Genomic DNA, 21,171 nt, shown 5'->3' with positions numbered 1-21,171 from the left:
TTTTGACGCGATAGAGCGTTATTGAGGAAATCGTAACCGGTCGCCGCCAGGCTCCGGTTCGTCCACAGGAGGCTGTTATGGTCACTCAGAAAACACGCATATCCCAAGTCGCCTACAACCCCGCCGCCCGGTGTTTCGAGGCTTCCGTCACCCTGTTCGAAGGGGACGAGGCCTTTACCTACCCGGTGTCGCTGCCGGCGCCGCTGGACCTCGGCTATGCCGATGTCTCCAAGGCCGTGCTGGACCGCGCGGTCAAGCGCCACAACGCCGATCGCAAGGGGATGCGCAGCCGCCGCCCCGCCGGTGACCTGTCGATGCCGATCATCGTGCCCCCCTCGGTGCGCGAGGCGACCGTCGGCCTCTGGGACCGCCTGCTGGGCAACCGGGCAGCCTAAACGGCCAGCGACGGGGCAATTTGCGGCGCATTGCGCGCCACCGCCCGGTTCAAAGCTTGACCTGACGGCCCGTTCGCCGCATGACCACCGAAACCCCGGAGGATAGCATGGCGGACGACAGGCTCATCGTCGCACTGGACGTGCCGAACGCGGTTGCCGGCCTCGACATGGCCGCCCGCATCGGCGACGCGGTCTCTTTCTACAAGATCGGCCTTGGAATGCTGACCGGCGGCGGCCTCGCCCTCGCCAACGAGCTGAAGCAGGAACAGGGCAAGCGCATCTTCCTCGACATGAAGCTGTTCGACATCCCCGCCACGGTGGAAAACGCGGTGCGCGGCCTCGTCCAGTACGAACTCGACCTGCTGACGGTGCATGGCGACCCCTATGTCGTGCGCGCCGCCAAGGAGGGCGCGGCCGGCTCGCAGACCAAGATCATGGCGGTCACCATCCTCACCTCGCTGGAACGCGCCAATCTTGACGAGGCGATGATCCGCGAGGGCGACCTGCGCGAGATCGTGATCGAACGGGCCGAACGCGCCTTCGAGGCAGGGGCCGACGGCGTCATCTGTTCCGCGCAAGAGGCCGCTGCGATCCGCGCCCTGCCCGCGTCGGAGGGGCGCCTGATCGTCACCCCCGGCATCCGCCCCTATTCCGCGCTGGACGACGACCAGAAACGCATCGCCACGCCCCGCACCGCGATCCGCGACGGGGCCGATCACATCGTGGTCGGCCGCCCGGTCTGGCGCAACGAGGATCCGCGTGCGGCCGCCGAATCGATCCAGAATGAAATCCGCACCGCCTGGCAGTCGAACTCCAGCTTCGCCTGACGCCGCGGGCTAGGCCCCGGCGCTCGCCAGATAGTCGCGCAGCCGGTCGGCGAAATGCGGGATCGCGTCGGGATGGCCCAGATAGGCCTCGGGCCGCATCAGCCCCCAGCCCTGCCCCTCCTCGCCAAAGACGACCTGCCCGCGCCGCTCCGCCGGCAGGCGGCAGGCAAAGAACCAGACCGGCCCCGCCCTATCGACATAGCGCCGCCGCCAGCTCAGCTCTGCGGCGGCCAGGTCCAGGCCGACCTCCTCCCTCGTCTCGCGCAGCACGCAATCCTCGGGTGTCTCGCCCGCCTCGCGCCCGCCGCCGGGGAAATCCAGATATCCGGGCCAGGGAATCGGCTTGTGCGCATCCCGGCGGATGACCAGCAGGTCCGCCCCCAGGAACAGCGCCACCTTGGCGCCCGCAAATGCACTGTCATCGCCCATGGCGGATATGTATGATGCAATCCCGCAGGTTTCCACGAGCGACAGCGAAATGGCCGCACTTTGCCGCGATTGCCTGACCGAATTCGACGCCGGTGCCCGCTGCCCGGCCTGCCGGTCGCCGCGCGTCGTGGCCCATGACGAGCTCAACAGCCTGTCCATCGCCCATATGGATTGCGACGCCTTCTATGCCTCGGTCGAGAAACGCGACAATCCGGCCCTGGCGGACAAGCCCGTGATCATCGGCGGCGGCCGGCGCGGCGTGGTCTCCACCGCCTGCTATGTCGCGCGCATCCGGGGCGTGCGCTCGGCCATGCCGATGTTCCAGGCCCTGAAACTCTGCCCCGAGGCGGTGGTGATCAAGCCGCGCATGTCGGCCTATGTCGAGGCCTCCCGCGCCATCCGCGCGATGATGGAAGAGCTGACCCCGGTGATCGAACCCCTCTCGCTCGACGAGGCCTTCCTCGACCTCACCGGCACCACCCGCCTGCACGGCCACGCCCCCGCGCATATGCTGGCCCGGCTGGTGAAACGCATGCGGGACGAGCTGGGCCTGTCCGGCTCCATCGGCCTGTCGCACAACAAGTTCCTCGCCAAGGTCGCCTCCGATCTCGACAAGCCGCACGGCTTTTCGGTGATCGGCCGGGCCGAAACGGCGGATTTCCTGCGCGACCGCCCGGTGCGGCTGATCTGGGGCGTCGGCAATGCGGCCCAGGCCTCGCTCGACAAGGCCGGCATCCGCACCTTCGCCGACCTGCTCCGCTGGGAGCGGCGCGACCTCGCGGACCGGTTCGGCAACATGGGCGACCGGCTCTGGCACCTCGCCCGGGGCGAGGACCGCCGCCGCGTCTCGGCCAATGCCCCGGTCAAGTCGATCTCGAACGAGACGACCTTTCACGACGACACAGCCGACCCCGACATCCTCGACGGCCATATCTGGCGCCTGGCCGAAAACGTCTCCGACCGCGCCAAGGCCCGCGACCTTGCCGGCCGGGTTGTCACGCTGAAACTGAAACGCGCCGATCACAGCGCCCTGACCCGCCGCGCCGCCCTGCGCGAACCGACGCAGATGGCCGATGCCATCTACCGCCGCGCGCGCAGCCTGTTCGATCAGGTCGGCGCCCAGGGGCCCTACCGGCTGATCGGCGTCGGCATCTCCGATCTTGTCCCCGATGGCGATGCCGACCGCTCCGGCGACCTGCTCGACCCCGACGCCCGCCGCCGCGGCCAGGCCGAACGCGCCACCGACGCCATCCGCAAACGCTTCGGCAGCGACGCCATCGTCAAGGGCCGCGCCCTGCGCTGAGGGCAGCGCCGCGCCCAGCCCGCAAAAAGACCCATCCCGGCCAGACCGCACCCGGGCCCCCGGCCCGCCGCAGCGCACGCCCCGCCCGCTTCCTCTGGCCGGAAATATCCCCGCCGGAGGCTTCGCGACCGATGGCTCCCCGCAGGGGGGCCTGAGGTCGCGAACTCCCGCGCGATGCCGCAGGCAGCGCAACCCGCCCGGGGCTACTCCGCCGCCAGCGGCAGATCGCTGCGCCGCCCGATATCGGCAATCCGTCCGACCACCTGCCGCAGCACCGCCCGCATCGCGTCGAAATCCGGATTCGGCACGATCCGCGCCTCATCCATGTAAAGCGAGCGGTCGATCTCGATCTGCACCGCATGCTGCCGCCGCGAGGGCCGCCCGTAGTGCTGCGCGACATAGGCCCCGGCAAAGGGCGCATTGCGCACCACATGCAGCCCGGCGGCGGTAAAGGCATCCTCGATCCGGTCCACCACCCCGCCGTCCGAAGAGGCGCCGAACCGGTCGCCGATCACCACGTCGGGCCGTTTCGCCCCGGCCCGCGCGATACAGTCCACCGCCTCGTGCGGCATCGAATGACAATCGACCAGGATCGCCTCCCCGAACATCCGGTGCGTGGCGTTCAGCTGTGCTTGCAGCGCGGTGTGATAGGGCCGCCAGCAGCGGTCTATCCGGGCATGGGCCTCGGCCAGGGTCAGCTTGCCGCGATAGATCGCGCGCCCGTTGGCCACCACCCGGGGAATCACGCCCAGGCCGGAGGTGATGCGCGGGTTATGCGCGCTGCGCCGCACGCCCTCCACCAGCGCGGGGTCCATCTCGTCGGCGCTGCGGTTCAGATCGACATAGGCGCGCGGCACCCGCGCCCTGAGCAGCGGCGCCCCGAATTCCAGCGCCGAGGCAAACAGATCGTCGACAAAGGCGTCCTCGGACGAGCGGATCGAGCTTTCGTCCAGCACCGAGACCCTGAGGAAATCCTCGGGGTAGTCGCGTCCGCTGTGCGGAGAGGCGAAGACCACGCTGGTGGTCTGCCGTTCGGGGGACAGGATCTCATAGGACATGGACGTCATGGGCACTCCCTCTTACGGCAATGATAGCGCGAAATATTTGCGGCCCAAAAGCCCCTTGATCCCGGTTTCGACTCCTTTTATAGACCTGCGAACCGGCGCGGACCTCCCGCGCCCCTTTTGTTGGGGCGGTGCAACGGATCGGGGACGCAAGGGTTTCATGGGCGGTTAGCTCAGCGGTAGAGCACTACGTTGACATCGTAGGGGTCACTGGTTCGATCCCAGTATCGCCCACCATGAATTCACCGGCCCCCTCAGGGGCCATACGGCAACCTAGGCGCTCGCAGCGCCGCGACATGAGGAGAAGGCCATGAAGGTTCGTAACTCGCTCCGCTCGCTGAAGCAGCGCCACCGGGATTGCCGGGTCGTGCGCCGCAAAGGCCGCGTCTACGTCATCAACAAGACGCAGCGCCGCTACAAGGCCCGCCAGGGCTGAGGCAGCGATACCGCGCCCATCGGCGCGGGTCCAACGACAAGGCCGCCCAAGGGCGGCCTTTCTCGTTTCCGGCTGCGCGTGCAAAATCCAGGCGCGCCCCGTACCCGGCCCCCGCTCCGCACCCGGCCTGAGCCGGACCCGGTCCGCCCCGTACCTTGCCCCCGCCCCGCACCCGGCCCGAGGCGGACCAGCCCACAGGCAGGCGGCGCGGCACCAGCCGTGGCCCGAGCCGGATCGGCCAGTGTCCGGAAAGGACCGGATCGACCCACGCCCGGCCCCATGCTTGACCAGGTCCCGGTAAAGGGCCCGGGACGGATCGCTCCACCCCCGGGCCCGGGCCGGATCAGAAGGCCAGCAGCCGCACCATCGTGTCCTGGGTGATAAAGCCGGTTTCCGGTATCCCCTGTTCGCGCTGGAACCGGCGGATACCGCGCCGCGCGGCCTCGTCCAGCGCGCCGTCGGCGGCCCCGATGTCATACCCCAGCTGCTGCAGCCGCTTCTCGGCCAGCAGGCGGGTCACCTGGTTGCCCGCGATCCGGGCCTCTTCCTGTTCGGCGGCCTGCATCGCGGCGGCATTCTGTTGTTCCTGCTGCAGCTGCTGGATCCGGGCCTGGGCGGCCTCGGCAAAGCCCGATTGCGGATAGGCCTCCAGGAACTGCTGATATGCGGCGACCTGATCCTGTGCCTGCGCCTGATCCCAGGCCTGCATCTCGGCGCCCTGGGTCTGCTGGCGCTTCTCGGCCTCGATCGCGGCCAGCCGCTCGTTGGCGACATCGGCGAATTGCCCTTCCGGGTAGCGCTTGAGATAGGCCCGCAGGGCGGCCTCGTCCTGGCCCTGGCCCACGTCCTGCCAATAGGCGCGGTCGGCGGCCTCTTCGGCCTCGCGGCGCTGGCGGGCCTGCTCTTCCAGCTTCTGCGTCTCGATGGCCGCCTGTTCCTGCAGCCGGTCGACCTGCGGCCCGGTCAGATAGGTGGTGGCCTCGAAATTGTTCGCCCCCTGCCACTGGCCGATGGCGGCGCGCGAGCCGGGGCCGAAGATGCCGTCGATCCCCTTGGGATCGAAGCCCACCAGCGACAGGTTGCGCTGCACCGTCCGCCGCTGATCGCGGCTGAGGCTCAGCGCCTCCTCCCCCGCCTGGGCCTGCCGGAGGGGGGCCTGTTTCAGATCCTCGATCATCCGGCGCGCGTCACCGGCGAACTGACCCTCGGGATAGCGGTTGAGGTAGGATTGCAGCGCATCGGCGGTGCCCATGTCCTGCGCGGCGTTCCAATAGGCCAGCTCGCCCGTATCGACCTGCGGGTCCGGTGCAGGAGCGGGAGCCGGGGCCGGGGCCATCGCCTGATCGGCGCCGGGCAGCAGCCCGGTGACGGGCGAGACGAAGCCGCCGAGACGGACAGCCCGCCCGGCCTCGCCGGACAGTCCGGAATAGGACATGCCGGGCACCAGCACCGCATCGCTCAGCAGGTCGGCCAGGTCCGAGACCGGGCCCTGCACCAGCGTCACGCCCTGCGGTGCCGTGATGGCTTGCACCTCGGCCAGCAGGCCCCGGCCCAGTTCGGCGTTTCCGGGGGTGTCGGCGATCATCACCACGGCCTGGCCGGGCGCGGTGGCGGCGATCTGGGCCAGCGGGGCCACCGGCAGGGCAACGCCGCCCACGCCAAAGGCATCGGGCGCCTCGGCCTCGGTTCCCAGCAGCCAGGGGCCGCCCGCGCCCTGCGCCATATGCCCGGAGAGGACCACCACAATGCGGTTGTCGCCCCCCTCTTCCACCGCCTGGGCGAATTCGGCGGCGAGCTTCTGCATGCCCGGCCCGGTTGCGTCACGGCCCGCGAATACGCGGAAGCCCGCATCCTCCAGCGCGCCCTCAATGGTTTCGGACAGACCGCGCACGCGGATATCGGGTTCGGCCCCGTACTCGCCATTGACCACGACAAACGCCAGATCGGCCGCCGCCAGGGGGGCAGCCGCCGTCATCGCCAGCACCATGCCGGCCGTCAGTTGAAATCGCTTCATTCAAACCTCCCGCCCGGGGCGGGAGTCGCGCCCGGGGCCTAGTCGTAACTGCGCAGATCCTCGATCACCTTGCCGTCATTGGGCAGCGAGCCCGGCGGCACGATCTCGATCCGGCCCTTCATCTTCAGCAGGTCAACCACCGAAGGCAGATAGTGTTCCCCGGATCCGTCGGCGGATTCGATCTTCACAATCATAACATCCATCTCGCCCTCGCGCTGCGCGATGACGCGGGCCTTCGAGATCTCGGCATGTTTGGCCACCAGCGCGGCCACCTGTTCGGGGCGCACGAACATGCCCTTGATCTTGGTCGTCTGGTCGGCCCGGCCCATCCAGCCCTTGATCCGCATGTTGGTGCGGCCGCAGGGGCTGGTGCCTTCCATCACCGCGCTCATATCGCCGGTGGCAAAGCGGATCAGCGGGTAATCGGGGTTGAGCGAGGTCACGACCACCTCGCCCACCTCGCCCGGTTTCACCGGCAGGCCGGTGCCTGGGGTCACGATCTCGACGATGACGCCCTCGTCGACGATCATCCCCTCCATCGCCGGGCTTTCGTAGGCGACATTACCCAGATCCGCCGTGGCATAGCACTGCAGGCAGGAGATGCCGCGATCGACATACTCCTGCCTGAGCGACGGGAAGAGCGCGCCTCCGCCGACCGCCGCGCGGGTGATCCTCAGGCCCAGCCCCATCTCCTCGGCCTTGTCCAGGATCACCTTCAGGTAGTCGGGCGTGCCGGCATAGGCGGTCACTCCCACGTCATGCGCGGCCCTGGCCTGCAGCTCGGTCTGCCCGGTCCCCGCGGGCAGAACGGCCGCACCGACGGCACGCGCACCATTCTCGAATATCATTCCCGCCGGCGTCAGGTGGTAGCCGAAGCAGTTCTGCACGATATCGCCCTTGCCGATGCCGCAGGCATGCAGGAACCGGCCCATGCGCCACCAGTCATGCCCCGTGCCGCCCGGTTCGTAGATCGGTCCGGGGGACTGAAAGACATGGGCGAAGCCGCTCACCGGCAGCGTGGTCAGCCCGCCAAAGGGGGCCGCGGCCTGCTGCCCTGCCACCAGGTCCGACTTGCGCAGCACCGGCAGCGCGGCCAGCGCGCCGGGCGAGGTCACGGAGGCGGCATCGACATCGGCGAGCGAGGCGTAACCCGGCAGCCTTTGCGCGGCGGCGATCTGCATCGGCAGGTCGCGCGCGATGGCGTTTGCGCGTTCGTCCGCGCTGCGGGTTTCGGCCGTGTCGAAATAGGTGCTCATGGCTCCGTCTCCACATCGGGCGCGGCCCGGGTTCAGGCGCGCAGGTCGTACAGGCCGCCGGCGGCGGTCACTGGGTTGCAGGATCCGGGCGGCGCCCTTCGCGCCGCGCCGGCAGGGGCCTCAGCTCAGCCAGCGCTTGCGGCGCCGGTAGGACCGGACATCGCGGAACGACTTGCGCCCCTCGTCCGACATGCCGAGGTAGAATTCCTTGACGTCCGGGTTCTCGCGCAGGTCCTTGGCGGGTCCGTCCATCACGACGCGGCCGGATTCCAGGATGTAGCCGTAATGCGAATACCGCAGCGCCACGTTGGTGTTCTGCTCGGCCAGCAGGAAGGTCAGGCCCTCGTTCTCGTTCAGGCTTTTCACGATCTCGAAGATCTGTTCGACCAGCTGCGGGGCCAGGCCCATCGAAGGTTCGTCCAGCAGGATCATCTCGGGCCGGGCCATCAGGGCGCGGCCAATGGCCACCATCTGCTGTTCCCCGCCCGAGGTATAGCCGGCCTGCGACCGGCGGCGTTCCTTGAGGCGGGGGAAATAGTCGTAGACCATGTTCAGGTCGGCGTCGATTTCCCCGCGCGAGGCCCCGCGCGTGTAGGATCCGGTCAGCAGGTTCTCTTCCACCGTCAGGTGTTCGAAGCAATGCCGCCCCTCCATCACCTGCACCACGCCGCGCTTGACCAGCTCCGACGGGCTCAGCCCGTAGATCTGTTCGCCGCGATACATGATCTGGCCCTTGGTGACCTCGCCGCGCTCCGAGCGCAGCAGGTTGGAAATCGACTTGAGCGTGGTCGTCTTGCCCGCGCCGTTGCCGCCCAGCAGGGCGGTGATGCCGCCCTTGGGCACGGCGAGCGAGACGCCCTTGAGCACGAGGATGACGGAATTGTAGATCACCTCGATATTGCTCACCTTCAGCAGCGCCTCGCCGGTATCGGGGGCCTCTGCGGGTGCGGTCGGGGTGATGGTCTCTGCCTGGCTCATCTCGTCCTCGGGTATCCTGTCGGGCGCATGGCCCGGGTGGGGGTGCCGGGGCCCGAAGGCCCCGGCGGTGTCACGTCGCGGAGATCAGTTGCACTCGCGCGGGGTGATGTTGTTCTCGGCGGCATAGGCCATCGAGTCTTCCTCGATCAGCGGGTCGACCACTTCGAAGTCCGGCTCCATGAAGTCGCTGACCATGGTCCAGGTCTTGTCGGTCGCGTTCCACTGCTGGATTGCGCCCAGGCGGGGCGAGGAGTGCCGCGCACAGGTCACCTGGAACGCCGCGGTGAAGCCGGGGAAGCCCAGCTCGGTCCAGCGCTCGTCGGTCATGCCCAGGGTCTCCATCGCGTCACGCATGCTCGACGGCGTCACGTCGCCCATGGTCTTGGCGTGGCGCAGGGCCTCGGCGACAACGGCGGCGGCATAGACGCCCCGGTTGTAGCCCACTTCGCCCCATTTGGACCCGTCGCCGGCGTTCTTGCCCGCGTCGATGACCTTGGTCTTGATCTCCTGCAGAGCCGGGAAATCGGTGCCCGCGCCATGCCAGGTGATCGACTTGTAGCCGTCGGCGCCTGCGCCCACGGGCACCACGTCACCTTCGGAGCCCGACCACCACACGCCGATGAAGTGATCCATCGGGAAGCGGATGTTGGAGGCCTCCTGAACGGCGACCGAGTTCATCACGCCCCAGCCCCACATGAAGACATAGTCGGGACGCTCGCGGCGGATTTGCAGCCACTGCGATTTCTGCTCCTGGCCCGGATGGTCGACCGGCAGCAGCGACAGTTCAAAGCCGTGCTTCTCGGACAGCTTCTCCAGCGTGCGGATCGGCTCCTTGCCATAGGCGGAGTTGTGGTAGACGAGCGCGATCTTCTTGCCTTCGAGCGAACCGCCCTCCTGCTCCATGGCGTATTTCACCATGATCGAGGCGGCATCCCAGTAAGTGGCGGGCAGGTTGAAGACCCATTTGAACACCTTGCCGTTCACGGCCGAGGTGCGCCCGTAGGCCACCGACCAGATCGGGATCTCGTCAGCCGAGGCCTTGGGGATCAGCTGATAGGTGATCCCGGTGGATTGCGGGATGTAGATCAGCGCGCCCTGGCCCTTGGTCTGCTCGTAGCATTCCACGCCCTTCTCGGTGTTGTAGCCGGTTTCGCATTCCAGCACTTTCACCATTTCGCCGTCGATGCCGCCGTTTTCGTTGACCAGCGTCATGTAGTCGGAAAAGCCGTCGGCATAGGGAATGCCCGAGGGGGCGTAGGGTCCGGTCCGGTAGTTCAGCGCGGGAATGACGAGTTCCGCCATCGCCGGGCTGACCGCCATCATGGTCGCGGCGACGGCCGCAAGCAGTTTCAGTTTCATAAGTGACTTCCTCCCATTGGGTTCTCTTACGGTTACTTGCCCGGCCGCGGGTTCTCCTCTTGCCCGCGGTCTGGTGTCGGCCTCCCCGCTCAGTGCGGGAAGGGCCAGAGCCTCAGTTTCTCTTTCGAGACCCGCCAGAGCTGTGCCAGCCCGTGCGGTTCGAGGATCAGGAAGGTCACGATGAGACCTCCCAGGATCATGATTTCCAGATGCGCCGCCAGGTCGGTCGCCCAGCCCAGGCCGCCGACCAGCACGTTCTTCAGGAACACCGGCAGCAGCACGATAAAGGCCGCCCCCGCGAAGGACCCGAAGATCGAGCCGAGCCCCCCGATGATGATCATGAAGAGCACCAGGAACGATTTCTGGATGCCGAAGACCTCGCCCACCTCGACCGCGCCGAGATAGACGCTGAAGAACAGCGCCCCGGAAATGCCCACGAAGAACGAGCTGACGGCAAAGGCGGTGAGCTTGGAGGCCAGCGGGTTCACCCCGATGATCTCGGCCGCGATATCCATGTCGCGGATCGCCATCCACTTCCGCCCCACCGAGCCGCGCGTCAGGTTGCGCACGATCCAGGCCGAGGCGACGAGGAAGCTGAGACAGACGAGGTATTTCACCGCGGGCGTGGCCACCGGCCCGGTCACGGCCAGGCCGATCACGGTGCGTTCCGGCGCGCTGATCTGGCCCGAGGCCGAGTAGTTGTAGAACCAGCCCACCTTGTTGAACAGCCAGACCAGGAAGAACTGCGCCGCCAGTGTCGCCACCGCCAGGTAAAAGCCCTTGATGCGCAGCGACGGCAGGCCGAAGAGCACGCCGACCAGCGCCGTGATCCCGCCGGCCAGCACCACATGGACCAGGATCGACACCTCGGGGAACGTGGTCATCAGCTTGTAGCAGGCATAGGCCCCCACAGCCATGAAGCCCCCGGTCCCCAGCGAGACCTGCCCGCAGAACCCGGTCAGCACGTTCAGGCCAAGCGCGGCGATGGCATAGATGAGGAAGGGCAGCAGCACGGCGCTGGCCCAGTAATCGTTGATGACCAGCGGCACCGCGATGAAGGCGATCGCGAGGATCGCGTAATATCCCCACCGGTCCATCTGGATCGGGAATGTCTGGCTGTCGTCCTTATAGGAGGTCTTGAAGTCCCCCGCCTCACGGTAAAGCATCAGACGCCCTCTCCCTTGTTGTCCTCGAATGTCGGCAGGCCCCGTATCGGCGCCACCGCATACCCTGTCTGTTCCGATGGCCGCACCAGCCGGAGATGGGCCCAGAGCCCGATCGCGCCCCCAAGCGCCGCCAGCAGAGTCGCCGTCACCATCTGGCCCGCGTCCTCGACATGCGCCGACAGCGCGAGATAGCCGAAGGCCCAGAACCCGGACCATGCCACCACGTTCACCACCGCAATCGCCTTGTGCATCCGTCCGTCCTCCCTCTCAGGCCATGCCCCAGCGGCGGCAGAGCCAGCGCTCGGTCGTCGCGCTCAGCGCGACCATTGCAACCGCGGGTCCGCCGATCCGCAGCCATGCCGCCAGCTGGCCGCCGGTGGTGCGGGCCTCCTCGCCCAGATCGGCGCCGCCCTCGACCGCCTGCCGCGCGATGCCCAACCCGGCGATGCTGGCGAAGGTGGCGATGATCGACATCCCCAGCACGATCCGCAGGATCAGCAGTATGGCCTTGTGCAGCAGCAATCCTCACACCCTCCCGAGGGTCTGACATCCGGTCATCGCCTGCCCCCGGTCGCGAGGCATGGCAGGGTCATACGCGCTCAATGATCTTGTCCCCGAACAGGCCCTGCGGCCGGAAGACCAGGAAGACCAGCGCCAGCACATAGGCGAACCAGTTTTCGGTCGCGCCGCCGATCATCGGGCCGATGGCGAATTCGAACAGCTTCTCGCCCACGCCCACGATCAGCCCGCCGACGATGGCGCCCGGGATCGAGGTGAAGCCGCCCAGCATCAGCACCGGCAGCGCCTTGAGCGCGATCAGCGAGAGCGAGAACTGCACCCCGGATTTCGAGCCCCACATGATCCCCGCGACCAGCGCGACGAAGCCCGCGACCGACCAGACCATGACCCAGATGAAGTTCAGCGAGATCCCGACCGACAGCGCCGCCTGGTGATCGTCGGCCACGGCGCGCATCGCGCGGCCCTGCTTGGTGTACTGGGCAAAGACCACCAGCGCGACCACCAGCAGCGCCGCGACGACCGAGGCGACGATGTCGAGGTTGTCGATGAAGAAGCCGTAGCCAAGCGCGTTGAACGTGGTCTCGTCGATCCAGCTGTTCAGGCCCTGCGGCAGGCCCACGTCCAGGTTCTTGATGTCCGACCCCCACATCAGGTCGCCGAAGCCTTCCAGGAAATAGGCCAGGCCGATGGTGGCCATGAACAGGATGATCGGCTCCTGGTTCACCAGGTGGCGCATGACGAACTGGTTCACCGCCCAGGCCAGCGCGACCATGATCATCATGGTGATGACGATGGCGATCAGGCCGGGCACATGCCAGCCGAAATGGTGGATCTCGGTGCCGAAGATGGCGTTGATCAGATGTCCGAAGGGCACCTGCCCCTCCATGATCCCCACCAGGGTCAGCGCGGCGAACAGGGCCATGACCCCCTGGGCATAGTTGAAGATGCCCGATGCCTTGAAGATCAGCACGAAGCCGAGGGCGACCAGCGCGTAGAGCACGCCCGCCATCAGGCCGTTCAGCGTGACCTCCATCGCGAAAAGCAGTTGTTCAGGCATCAGCTTGTCTCCTTCGGGCAGGGGGTCGGGTCGGCCAACGGCATGCATGCCGAGAAAAAGATGCCCCCGCCCGGGAAGCGCACCACATAGCGGCTGCCGTTCCAGGCGCATCCGGTCAGACGGTCGGGCAGGCCGGTGGCGGGCGGCCAGGTCTTTGCCGGGGCCCCGTCGCCTAGGGCCGTCATCCGGCCCTCGGCCACCTGCACCGCGGCCCAGTCGATAAGAGGCTGCATCTCGCCCACGGTCATTTCCCCATCCATCGCCGTCTGGTTGCCACAGGCGAAATCGGCGATGCCGTCGGCAATCGGCCCGCTCTGCCGCGCGATCCGCAACAGCATCCCTTCGGCCCCGGCCGCGCGCCCGGCAAAGATCATGTCGCTGCCCTCGCAGGCCCCGGGGGCGCAGGCCCGGCCTTCCGCGTCGGCCACCTCCCAGTCCGGCGCGGCGGGCCGCTTGCCGGTCTCGAACATGGCAAAGCAGGCCTCCATCGTCCGGATCATCGCCCCGATGTCCGCCCGCTTGCCCGCCCCGGCGGTGGCCGCGGCCGGCATCAGCGCAAGCGCCAGGACCGCCGCCAGCCTAGTCATGCGCGACCCCCAGATAGGCGTCGATGACGTCCTGGTTGCTGCGCACCTCGTCGGGCGTGCCGTCGCCGATCTTCTTGCCGTAATCCATCACGACCACCCGGTCGGACAGGTCCATCACCACGCCCATGTCATGTTCGATCAGGGCGATGGTGGTGCCGAATTCGTCGTTCACGTCCAGAATGAAGCGGCTCATGTCCTCCTTCTCCTCGACGTTCATGCCGGCCATCGGCTCGTCCAGCAGCAGGATCGAAGGTTCCGCCGCCAGCGCGCGGGCCAGTTCCACGCGCTTCTTCAGCCCGTAGGGCAGCCGCGACACCGGCGTCTTGCGGATCGACTGGATTTCGAGGAAGTCGATGATCCGCTCGGCCACCTCGCGGTTGGCGACCTCTTCCTTCTGCGCCTTGCCCCACCACATGGCCTGCTGCGCCAGGTTGGTCTTCATGTAGTTGAGCCGCCCGGTCATCACGTTGTCCAGCACGGTCATGCCCTCGAACAGGGCGATGTTCTGGAACGTCCGGGCGATCCCCTGGCGGGCGACCTCGTAGGGTTTCATCGGCGGGCGACGCGATCCCTTGTAGATCATCTCGCCTTCCTGCGGGTGGTAGAAGCCGCTGATCACGTTCAGCATCGAGGACTTGCCCGCGCCGTTAGGCCCGATGATCGCGCGGATCTCGCCCTCGCGGATGTCAAAGCTGATGTCCTTGATCGCCACCACGCCGCCAAAGCGCAGGGTGATGTTCTTCATCTCCATGATCACGCCGCCGATCTTGCGGCCATCCGCGGTCACGTACCCGTCCTGTCCGTCCTGCATCGTCGTGCTGCCGTCCATCGTCATTCCGCCGCCACCTGTTTCGGGGCGCCCGCCGGCACCGTTTTCGCCTCGCGCACTTCCAGCGTGGCCGAGATGTAGCCCTTGCGCCCGTCCTCATAGGTCACTTCCGTCCGGGTCGAGACCGCCTTGGACCCGTCGTAGAGCGCGGTCAGCAGGTCGTGGTATTTCTCTTCGATGGTCCGGCGGCGCACCTTGCGGGTGCGGGTCATCTCGCCGTCGTCGGCATCCAGCTCCTTGTGCAGGATGACGAAGCGATGGACCTGGCAGCCCGACAGCATCTCGTCCTCGGCGACCGAGCGGTTCACCTCTTCGACATGTTCCTGCACCGTGGCCATGACCTTGGGATGGCCCGCCAGTTCCTGATAGCTGGAATAGGCGATGTTGTTGCGCTCGGCCCAGTTGCCGACCGCCGCCAGGTCGATGTTGATGAAGGCGGTGCATTCCGACCGCCCGTTGCCAAAGACCACGGCCTCCAGGATGTTGGGATAGAACTTCAGCTTGTTCTCGACGAACTTGGGCGCGAACAGGCTGCCGTCGGCCATCTTGCCCACGTCCTTGGCCCGGTCGATGATCCGCAGATGCCCGGTGTCCGGCTCGATGATGCCGGCATCGCCGGTGGCCACCCAGCCCTCGGCATCCTTGGTCGAGGCGGTGCTTTCCTCGTTCTTGTAATAGTATTCGAAGACACCGGGCGAGCGGTAGTAGACCTCGCCATTGTCGCCGATCTTGAGCTCCACCCCGGGGCTGGCAACGCCCACCGTGTCCGAGCGCACCTCGCCATCCGGCTGCTGCGCGATGAAGACCGAGGCCTCGGTCTGCCCGTAGAGCTGTTTCAGGTTGATCCCCAGCGAGCGGTAGAAGTCGAAGATTTCCGGCCCGATGGCCTCGCCCGCCGTGTAGCCCACCCGCACCCGGCTGAAGCCGAGCGCGTTCTTCAGCGGCCCGTAGACGAAGATGCCGCCCAGCCAGTACTTGAACCGGTCCCAGGCGCCCACCGGCTTGCCATCGAGGATCGCGCCCCCGACCTTGCGGGCATGGGCCATGAAGGTGCGGAACAGCCACTTCTTCATCCGGGTGCTGTCCTCCATCCGGATCATGACGGTGGTCAGCTGCCCCTCGAACACCCGGGGCGGGGCGAAGTAATAGGTCGGCCCGATCTCGCGCAGGTCGCTGTTCAGCGTGTCCTCGCTTTCCGGGCAGTTCACGCAGAAGCCTGTCCAATAGGCCTGCCCGATCGAGAAGATGAAGTCGCCCACCCATGCCATCGGCAGGTAGGCCAGTACCTCGTCACCCGGGTTCAGCTTGTCGAACTCGCTGGAATTCTTGGATGTTTCGATGATGTTGCGGTTCGACAGAACCACGCCCTTGGGCTTGCCCGTGGTGCCCGAGGTATAGAGCATCACGCAGGTGTCGGCCGGGGTGATCGCGGCCTTGCGCGCTTCCAGCTCGGGGCGCAGCGCCTCGGCCTTCGACCGCCCGGTCGCCTGGACCTTGGAAAATTCGTGCAGCTTGGCATGGTCGTATTTCCGCATCCCGCGCGGGTCGAGGTAGATCATCTGCTCGAACTGCGGCAGGCGATCCTGCACGTCGAGCACCTTGTCGACCTGCTCCTGGTCCTCGGCCATCACGAAGCGCGCGCCGCAGTGGTCCAGCACATAGGCCATCTCTTCGGCCGCGCTGTCCTGATAGACGGGCACCGGCACCGCGCCGATCATGTTGGCGGCGGGCACGACCCAGTAGAGGTGCGGGCGGTTCGATCCGATGATGGCGATGAAATCGCCTTTCTGCACCCCCAGGTCGATCAGGCCGAGGGCAAGCGCCTCGATCTCTTCCCTGGCTTCGGCCCAGGTCCAGCTTTGCCAGATGCCGAATTCCTTTTCCCGATAAGCGGTCTTGCCGGCGAACGCCTGCGCGTTGCGGTCCAGCAAGGCGGGAATGGACGGAAAACCGCCCGCGTCCTGGGACGTAGGTGCCAAATCGATTCCTCCCTTGCGCCGCCTTGCCGGCGGGCTTTTCCGCATCTCTCCCGTGATGCGGTTCGGTGACTGTGACCGAGGAGTCTTTCCCGATCATTTCCCAATTCTAACGAATTGTAACAGCTCTGGCGCGGGCCGTCGCGGTCCTCCTTCGACTGTCCGGAGATGCTGCAACGCGGCAGCAGGCGCCCTGGCGCGGCAGAGGCCGATGGCCGTCCGACAGGCCCGGCGCGGGCCGCTGTGGCGGCGCGTCTGGCGTGGGGTTCAGCGCATCAGGTCGGGCAGATCGCCGGTCAGCCCGGCCGCCTCGCGCACGAAGCCGCGGCGCAGGCCGGGCAGCGCGTTGATCGCGCCCATGCCCAGATCCCGGCCCAGACGGACCAGGGGATTGTCGTTGGAAAACAGCCGGTTGCTGAGGTCCGTCACCATGGCGAGCGAGGCCGTGTCGAACCGCCGCCATTGCTGGTATCTGTCCAGCACATCCGGAGCGCCGATATCCTCGCCCCGCTGCGCGGCCTCGCTCAACACCTGCGCCAGCGCCGCCACGTCGCGCAGCCCCGCGTTCAGCCCCTGCCCGGCGATCGGGTGCAGGCCATGTGCCGCGTCGCCCACCAGGGCCAGGCGCGGCGCGGTGAAGGACTGCGCCAGCGACAGGCCCAGAGGGTACGAGAAACGCGCGCCCGCCAGGGAAATCTGTCCCAGGAAATCGCCAAAGCGCGGGCGCAGGACCGACAGGAAATCCGCGTCCCCCAACCGGGCAATGTCGCGGGCCGCGGCGGTTGTCTCGCTCCACACGATGGAGGAGCGGTTGCCCGGCAGCGGCAGGATCGCCAGGGGCCCGGCGGGCATGAAGAACTGATGCGCCACCCCGTTGTGCGGCAGCTCATGCGCGATGGCGCAGACCAGCGCCACCTGATCGTAGCCCCAGCCGGTGCGCCGGATCCCGGCCCGCGTGGCGGTGCCGCTGCTGCGCCCGTCGCAGCCCACCAGCACCCGCCCGCTCAGCACCCGGCCCGAGGCCAGCGTGACCTCGGCCCCGGTTGTTGCGGCCTGCTGCGCCGTCACCACCTCGCCCGACAGATGGGTGATGCCCGGCGTCGCGCTCATCGCGTCAAGGAAGGCGCGGCGCAGGAAGCGGTCTTCCAACATGTGGCCCATCGGGCCTTCCTCGATCTCGGCATGGTCGAAATGCATGAAGAAAGGCGACGCGCCCCGCCCGGCATGGCCATCGGTGACCTTGATCTCGAACATCGGCTGGCTCTCGCCCGCGACCCCGTCCCAGATGCCGATGGCGCGCAGCAGACGGACCGAGGCCAGCGCCAGCGCATAGGCCCGCCCGTCGAAGCCGGGATCGGCCCGGTCGGGCAGCGGCAGCGCGTCGATCACGGTCACCGACAGCCCCGCGCGGGCCAGCGCCAGGGCCAGGGCCGGGCCGTTCAGCCCGCCGCCGACGATCAGGATGTCACTGTCGATTTCACCTGTCATGGCGCGATCCCCTTTGCGGGCAATATGGATACGCGGCCGGGATTGTCCATGCGCCCGACCGCCGCTACCGTCGCGCGGCAACACTTGGCGGCAACACTTGGGCGGAGGGCGCGCGATGCAGGACTGGCTTTGGATGAGTGCGGCGGATCTGGGCCGCGGCATCGACAGCGGAGAGATCGACCCGCTGGCCCTGACGCAGGCCTATCTCGACGCGATCGACGCCCATCCGGCGCGCGACCGGATCTATTCCGTCGTCACCCGCGAGCGCGCCCTGGCCGAGGCCGGGGCGGCATCGGAACGCGCGCGCCTTGGGCTGCGCCGCTCGGCCCTGGACGGGGTGCCGGTGTCGTGGAAGGACCTGTTCGACAGCGCCGGCACCGCGACCGAGGCCGGGACCGCCCTGCTGAAGGGCCGCGTGCCCGATGCCGACGCGGTGGTGCTGCAGCGCGCAACGGCCCTGGGGCTCGTCTGCCTGGGCAAGACCCATATGTCCGAACTGGCGTTTTCCGGCATCGGACTGAACCCGGTCACCGCCACCCCGCCCAATGTGAACGACCCCGAGGCGGTGCCGGGCGGGTCCTCCTCGGGCGCGGCGGCCTCGGTCGCCTTCGGGCTGGCGGCGGCGGGCATCGGCAGCGACACCGGCGGGTCCGTCCGCATCCCCTCGGCCTGGAACGACCTTGTGGGGTTCAAGACCACCGCGGGGCTGATCACGCTGGAGGGGGTCGTGCCGCTCTGCAAGCGGTTCGACACCATCGGCCCGCTCTGCCGCACGGTCGAGGACGCGGCGCTGCTTTATGGCGTGCTGCAGGGCGTCACCGCGCCCGACCTGCGCGGCGTCTCGGCCAAGGGGTTGCGGATCGGCGCGCTGCAGACGCTGGCCTTTGACGATATCCGCCCTGAGCCGCTGGCGGGCTTCACCGCCGCGCGCGACCGGCTGGCGGCGGCGGGCGCGGTGATCGAGCCCTTCGACGCGCCCGAGGTGGTCGAGGCCAACAGCTATTCCGGCACCCTCTTCGCGCCCGAGGCCTATGGCACCTGGAAAGACGTGATCGAGGCCAATCCCGACGTGATGTTCCCCGAGATCCTGCAACGTTTCCGCGGCGGCGCGGCGGTCAAGGCGGCGGATTTCGTCGCCGGCTGGGAGCGGATCGAAGAGCTGCGCGCCATCTGGGCCGCCCGGGTCGCCGGATATGACGCGGTGATCGTGCCGACCGCCCCGATTCTGCCGCCCCATGCCCAGCGGATGCTGGACGATCATGACTATTACGTGACCGAGAACCTGCTGGCCCTGCGCAACACGCGGATCGGCAACATGCTGGGCCTGTCCGCCCTGACACTGCCCACCGGCACCCCCTCGTGCGGGATCATGCTCCTGGGCCGGGCCATGGGCGAGGCGGCTTTGCTGCGAGTCGGAGCGGCGGTGGCGAAGGCATTGTCCTAAATGCCACAAATCCCCGGCGGGGGTCGCCGGGGAACTGGACGAAACCCCCGGTCTTGGCTACCTTTCCGGCAACGGGACGCCAACGATCCCGACCCAGAGGCAGTGCACTATGTTCCCCGAACGGTTTGCGAACCTACCGGCTTATGCGTTCCCGCGTCTGCGGGCGTTGCTCGACCACCTTCCGGCGGGCGGCCCTGTCACGCATATGACCATCGGCGAGCCCAAACATGCCTTTCCCGAATGGGTCACACAGGTGATCGCCGAGTCTGCCGAAGGATTCGGCGTCTATCCCCCGAACGACGGCACGCCCGAGATGCTGGATGCCATCGGCAGCTGGATCGGCCGCCGCTATGGGGTCACGCTCGACGGGCAGAGCCAGGCGATGGCGCTGAACGGCACGCGCGAGGGGCTTTACAACGTCGCGATGGCCCTGATGCCCGAGCACAAGCGCGGCAAGCGGCCCGTGGTGCTGATCCCGAACCCGTTCTATCAGGTCTACATGATCGCCGCGATTTCCGTGGGGGCCGAGCCGGTATTCGTGCCCGCCACCCGGCAGGGCGGCTTTCTGCCCGATTACGGCGCGCTGCCTGACGAGATCCTGGACCGCACGGTTGCCGCCTACATCTGCTCGCCCGCGAACCCGCAGGGCGCGATTGCCGACAGCGGCTACTGGAAGGACCTGCTGGCCCTGGCCGAAAAGCATGATTTCCAGGTCCTGTCCGACGAATGCTATTCCGAGATCTACCGGGGCGACACCGCCCCGCTGGGCGCGCTGAGCGCCGCGGCCGGGGCCGGGACCGACCCGGAACGCGTGCTGCTGTTCCAGTCGCTGTCCAAACGGTCGAACCTGCCGGGCCTGCGCGCGGGCTTTGTCGCCGGGGGGCCGGAGTCGATCAAACGCATCCGCACCCTGCGCTCCTATGCCGGCGCGCCGATCCCCCTGCCCCTGCAGAAGGTGGCGGAACGGGCCTGGTCGGACGAGGCCCATGTGACACAGAATCGCCAACTTTATCAGGAAAAATACGCGGCGGCGGATGACGTGCTGTCCGGCGTCCCGGGCTACAGGGGCCCGGACGGCGGGTTTTTCCTGTGGCTGCCGGTGCAAGACGCCGAAGAGGCAGCCGTGAGACTCTGGACCGAGACCGGCGTGCGGGTTCTGCCCGGCACCTACCTTGGCCGCGATGCCGACGGAGACAATCCGGGCAGGACATATATCCGGGTCGCCATGGTGGCCCCAAAAGAAGAGATGGTGCAGGCGCTGACCCGCCTGCGCGACTGTCTCTACAACTGAGGGAAAGAGCGAGATGGCATATCAGGCGCGGAACCGGGATCCGCTATTCGACAGTGACATGCAGGCCGCGATCGAGCGGCGTGGCAAGGAACTGGCGGGCGTCCTCCTGATGGTGCTGGGCGCGTTGATGATGCTGTCGTTCTGGTCCTATTCGCCGGACGATCCGTCGTGGATGTCGGCCACCGACGCGCCGGTGCAGAACTGGCTGGGCCGGATCGGCGCCGGACTGGCCGCGCCGGTCTTCATGGTTGTCGGCTGGGGCGGTTGGGCGCTGGCCTTCCTCGTCTTCGGCTGGGGCCTGCGCTTCGCCACCCACAACGGCGAGGACCGCCTGGTCTCGCGCCTGATCTTCGCTCCGGTCCTGATCGCGGTTGTCTCGCTCTTCGCCGCGACCCTGACCGCCGGCGATGCCTGGAGCCATTCCTTCGGCCTCGGCGGCCTGTTCGGCGACACCGTGCTTGGCACCGTGATCGGCGTGGCGCCGGACGGCTCGGTCGGCATGAGCACCCTGTCCCTGGGGGTCGGCCTGGGGATGATGGTGCTGGGCCTCTTCGTCCTGGGCTTCACCCGGTGGGAACTGGGATACCTGGCGCGCTATGCGCTCTACCTGGCCGTTGTGGCCTATGTCTGGGCGATGCGGACCTTCGTGCGGGCGGTCAACGGCAGCTATGCCGCCGCTGCCGCGATGCGCGCCCGCTCGCGGGAGCGCGCCGAACGCCGCCGGGCCGAGGCGGCCGAGGTCGCCGCCCTGCG

General features: G+C 67.7%; 21 protein-coding genes and 1 tRNA gene. 8 read left to right on the top strand and 14 right to left on the bottom strand.

Going from position 1 to position 21,171, the window contains the following annotated elements:
• The first annotated feature begins 77 nt into the window (after positions 1-77).
• On the top strand, positions 78-395 hold the full coding sequence (locus GLS40_RS14270) for a hypothetical protein (RefSeq protein WP_160383419.1): 318 nt from the start codon (positions 78-80) through the stop codon (positions 393-395).
• Between the two features lie 107 nt (positions 396-502).
• On the top strand, positions 503-1,222 hold the full coding sequence (pyrF, locus tag GLS40_RS14265) for an orotidine-5'-phosphate decarboxylase (protein ID WP_160383418.1): 720 nt from the start codon (positions 503-505) through the stop codon (positions 1,220-1,222).
• Between the two features lie 9 nt (positions 1,223-1,231).
• Here the strand turns inward: pyrF and GLS40_RS14260 are convergent, their stop codons facing one another.
• Positions 1,232-1,651, bottom strand: coding sequence for an NUDIX domain-containing protein (locus GLS40_RS14260; RefSeq protein WP_160383417.1), 420 nt, complete (start codon positions 1,649-1,651; stop codon positions 1,232-1,234).
• Positions 1,652-1,700: 49 nt separating this feature from the next.
• Here GLS40_RS14260 and GLS40_RS14255 point away from each other — a divergent pair, with 49 nt between their 5' ends.
• Positions 1,701-2,954: a DNA polymerase IV gene (locus GLS40_RS14255; protein WP_160383416.1), complete on the top strand. Its 1,254-nt coding sequence runs from the start codon at positions 1,701-1,703 to the stop codon at positions 2,952-2,954.
• A gap of 203 nt (positions 2,955-3,157) precedes the next feature.
• Here the strand turns inward: GLS40_RS14255 and GLS40_RS14250 are convergent, their stop codons facing one another.
• Complete coding sequence (locus GLS40_RS14250) at positions 3,158-4,021, bottom strand: N-formylglutamate amidohydrolase (RefSeq protein WP_160383415.1); 864 nt, start codon at positions 4,019-4,021, stop codon at positions 3,158-3,160.
• Positions 4,022-4,180: 159 nt separating this feature from the next.
• On the opposite strand from GLS40_RS14250, the gene GLS40_RS14245 reads away from it, so the two are divergent.
• Together GLS40_RS14245 and ykgO are read left to right on the top strand one after the other, a co-directional pair.
• Positions 4,181-4,255 (top strand) — tRNA-Val (locus tag GLS40_RS14245).
• A 73-nt stretch (positions 4,256-4,328) separates the two neighbouring features.
• On the top strand, positions 4,329-4,454 hold the full coding sequence (gene ykgO / locus GLS40_RS14240) for a type B 50S ribosomal protein L36 (protein WP_075784404.1): 126 nt from the start codon (positions 4,329-4,331) through the stop codon (positions 4,452-4,454).
• A gap of 343 nt (positions 4,455-4,797) precedes the next feature.
• Here the strand turns inward: ykgO and GLS40_RS14235 are convergent, their stop codons facing one another.
• The 12 genes from GLS40_RS14235 to GLS40_RS14180 all read right to left on the bottom strand — a co-directional run bounded on the left by GLS40_RS14235 (position 4,798) and on the right by GLS40_RS14180 (position 17,683).
• Positions 4,798-6,468, bottom strand: coding sequence for a peptidoglycan-binding protein (locus tag GLS40_RS14235; protein WP_160383414.1), 1,671 nt, complete (start codon positions 6,466-6,468; stop codon positions 4,798-4,800).
• 38 nt (positions 6,469-6,506) lie between these two features.
• Positions 6,507-7,724, bottom strand: coding sequence for a phenylacetate--CoA ligase family protein (locus GLS40_RS14230; protein WP_160383413.1), 1,218 nt, complete (start codon positions 7,722-7,724; stop codon positions 6,507-6,509).
• 120 nt (positions 7,725-7,844) lie between these two features.
• On the bottom strand, positions 7,845-8,702 hold the full coding sequence (locus GLS40_RS14225) for an ABC transporter ATP-binding protein (RefSeq protein WP_160383412.1): 858 nt from the start codon (positions 8,700-8,702) through the stop codon (positions 7,845-7,847).
• A gap of 84 nt (positions 8,703-8,786) precedes the next feature.
• Positions 8,787-10,061 carry an ABC transporter substrate-binding protein gene (locus GLS40_RS14220; RefSeq protein WP_160383411.1) on the bottom strand — a complete coding sequence of 425 codons (1,275 nt, stop codon included), beginning with the start codon at positions 10,059-10,061 and terminating at the stop codon, positions 8,787-8,789.
• A gap of 89 nt (positions 10,062-10,150) precedes the next feature.
• A complete protein-coding gene (locus GLS40_RS14215; RefSeq protein WP_160383410.1) occupies positions 10,151-11,227 on the bottom strand; it encodes a branched-chain amino acid ABC transporter permease in 1,077 nt (358 codons plus the stop codon).
• Complete coding sequence (locus GLS40_RS14210; RefSeq protein WP_160383409.1) at positions 11,227-11,478, bottom strand: hypothetical protein; 252 nt, start codon at positions 11,476-11,478, stop codon at positions 11,227-11,229. Before GLS40_RS14210 ends, GLS40_RS14215 begins: the two co-directional genes overlap by 1 nt.
• 16 nt (positions 11,479-11,494) lie before the next feature.
• Positions 11,495-11,749 carry a hypothetical protein gene (locus GLS40_RS14205; protein ID WP_160383408.1) on the bottom strand — a complete coding sequence of 85 codons (255 nt, stop codon included), beginning with the start codon at positions 11,747-11,749 and terminating at the stop codon, positions 11,495-11,497.
• Positions 11,750-11,816: 67 nt separating this feature from the next.
• The gene (locus GLS40_RS14200; RefSeq protein ID WP_160383407.1) at positions 11,817-12,803 is read right to left on the bottom strand and encodes a branched-chain amino acid ABC transporter permease; all 987 of its coding nucleotides are present in this window, start codon (positions 12,801-12,803) and stop codon (positions 11,817-11,819) included.
• Positions 12,803-13,390, bottom strand: coding sequence for a hypothetical protein (locus GLS40_RS14195; RefSeq protein WP_160383406.1), 588 nt, complete (start codon positions 13,388-13,390; stop codon positions 12,803-12,805). Before GLS40_RS14195 ends, GLS40_RS14200 begins: the two co-directional genes overlap by 1 nt.
• Positions 13,383-14,201 carry an ABC transporter ATP-binding protein gene (locus GLS40_RS14190; RefSeq protein WP_160383532.1) on the bottom strand — a complete coding sequence of 273 codons (819 nt, stop codon included), beginning with the start codon at positions 14,199-14,201 and terminating at the stop codon, positions 13,383-13,385. Before GLS40_RS14190 ends, GLS40_RS14195 begins: the two co-directional genes overlap by 8 nt.
• Before the next feature lie 20 nt (positions 14,202-14,221).
• Positions 14,222-16,243, bottom strand: a complete 2,022-nt coding sequence (locus GLS40_RS14185) for an AMP-binding protein (protein WP_160383405.1) — start codon at positions 16,241-16,243, stop codon at positions 14,222-14,224.
• A 219-nt stretch (positions 16,244-16,462) separates the two neighbouring features.
• Positions 16,463-17,683, bottom strand: a complete 1,221-nt coding sequence (locus tag GLS40_RS14180) for a UbiH/UbiF/VisC/COQ6 family ubiquinone biosynthesis hydroxylase (protein WP_160383404.1) — start codon at positions 17,681-17,683, stop codon at positions 16,463-16,465.
• A gap of 115 nt (positions 17,684-17,798) precedes the next feature.
• Here GLS40_RS14180 and GLS40_RS14175 point away from each other — a divergent pair, with 115 nt between their 5' ends.
• From GLS40_RS14175 to GLS40_RS14165, 3 genes are all read left to right on the top strand, one after another.
• A complete protein-coding gene (locus GLS40_RS14175; RefSeq protein ID WP_160383403.1) occupies positions 17,799-19,127 on the top strand; it encodes an amidase in 1,329 nt (442 codons plus the stop codon).
• A gap of 109 nt (positions 19,128-19,236) precedes the next feature.
• Positions 19,237-20,418 (top strand): aminotransferase class I/II-fold pyridoxal phosphate-dependent enzyme, encoded by a 1,182-nt coding sequence (locus GLS40_RS14170; RefSeq protein WP_160383402.1) that lies wholly within the window; start codon positions 19,237-19,239, stop codon positions 20,416-20,418.
• 13 nt (positions 20,419-20,431) lie between these two features.
• Positions 20,432-21,171: DNA translocase FtsK 4TM domain-containing protein (locus GLS40_RS14165; RefSeq protein ID WP_202076190.1), on the top strand; the 740-nt coding region annotated here is incomplete at its 3' end.

This window comes from Pseudooceanicola pacificus (assembly GCF_009789075.1).
In the GTDB taxonomy this organism is placed as follows: Bacteria; Pseudomonadota; Alphaproteobacteria; order Rhodobacterales; family Rhodobacteraceae; genus Pseudooceanicola; species Pseudooceanicola pacificus.
The sequence above is the reverse complement of the archived record's forward strand: the minus strand, read 5'-3'. Positions and strand labels throughout refer to the sequence as shown.

Excerpts from the sequence above, each read along its gene's own strand:
- GLS40_RS14170 (WP_160383402.1), top strand. The coding sequence starts at position 19,237 with ATGTTCCCCGAACGGTTTGCGAACCTACCGGCTTATGCGTTCCCGCGT.
- pyrF (WP_160383418.1), top strand. The coding sequence starts at position 503 with ATGGCGGACGACAGGCTCATCGTCGCACTGGACGTGCCGAACGCGGTT.
- ykgO (WP_075784404.1), top strand. The coding sequence starts at position 4,329 with ATGAAGGTTCGTAACTCGCTCCGCTCGCTGAAGCAGCGCCACCGGGAT.
- GLS40_RS14195 (WP_160383406.1), bottom strand. The coding sequence starts at position 13,390 with ATGACTAGGCTGGCGGCGGTCCTGGCGCTTGCGCTGATGCCGGCCGCG.
- GLS40_RS14190 (WP_160383532.1), bottom strand. The coding sequence starts at position 14,201 with ATGCAGGACGGACAGGACGGGTACGTGACCGCGGATGGCCGCAAGATC.
- GLS40_RS14270 (WP_160383419.1), top strand. The coding sequence starts at position 78 with ATGGTCACTCAGAAAACACGCATATCCCAAGTCGCCTACAACCCCGCC.
- GLS40_RS14185 (WP_160383405.1), bottom strand. The coding sequence starts at position 16,243 with ATGCGGAAAAGCCCGCCGGCAAGGCGGCGCAAGGGAGGAATCGATTTG.
- GLS40_RS14215 (WP_160383410.1), bottom strand. The coding sequence starts at position 11,227 with ATGCTTTACCGTGAGGCGGGGGACTTCAAGACCTCCTATAAGGACGAC.
- GLS40_RS14250 (WP_160383415.1), bottom strand. The coding sequence starts at position 4,021 with ATGACGTCCATGTCCTATGAGATCCTGTCCCCCGAACGGCAGACCACC.
- GLS40_RS14175 (WP_160383403.1), top strand. The coding sequence starts at position 17,799 with ATGCAGGACTGGCTTTGGATGAGTGCGGCGGATCTGGGCCGCGGCATC.
- GLS40_RS14260 (WP_160383417.1), bottom strand. The coding sequence starts at position 1,651 with ATGGGCGATGACAGTGCATTTGCGGGCGCCAAGGTGGCGCTGTTCCTG.
- GLS40_RS14200 (WP_160383407.1), bottom strand. The coding sequence starts at position 12,803 with ATGCCTGAACAACTGCTTTTCGCGATGGAGGTCACGCTGAACGGCCTG.
- GLS40_RS14230 (WP_160383413.1), bottom strand. The coding sequence starts at position 7,724 with ATGAGCACCTATTTCGACACGGCCGAAACCCGCAGCGCGGACGAACGC.
- GLS40_RS14225 (WP_160383412.1), bottom strand. The coding sequence starts at position 8,702 with ATGAGCCAGGCAGAGACCATCACCCCGACCGCACCCGCAGAGGCCCCC.
- GLS40_RS14235 (WP_160383414.1), bottom strand. The coding sequence starts at position 6,468 with ATGAAGCGATTTCAACTGACGGCCGGCATGGTGCTGGCGATGACGGCG.
- GLS40_RS14220 (WP_160383411.1), bottom strand. The coding sequence starts at position 10,061 with ATGAAACTGAAACTGCTTGCGGCCGTCGCCGCGACCATGATGGCGGTC.
- GLS40_RS14180 (WP_160383404.1), bottom strand. The coding sequence starts at position 17,683 with ATGACAGGTGAAATCGACAGTGACATCCTGATCGTCGGCGGCGGGCTG.
- GLS40_RS14210 (WP_160383409.1), bottom strand. The coding sequence starts at position 11,478 with ATGCACAAGGCGATTGCGGTGGTGAACGTGGTGGCATGGTCCGGGTTC.
- GLS40_RS14255 (WP_160383416.1), top strand. The coding sequence starts at position 1,701 with ATGGCCGCACTTTGCCGCGATTGCCTGACCGAATTCGACGCCGGTGCC.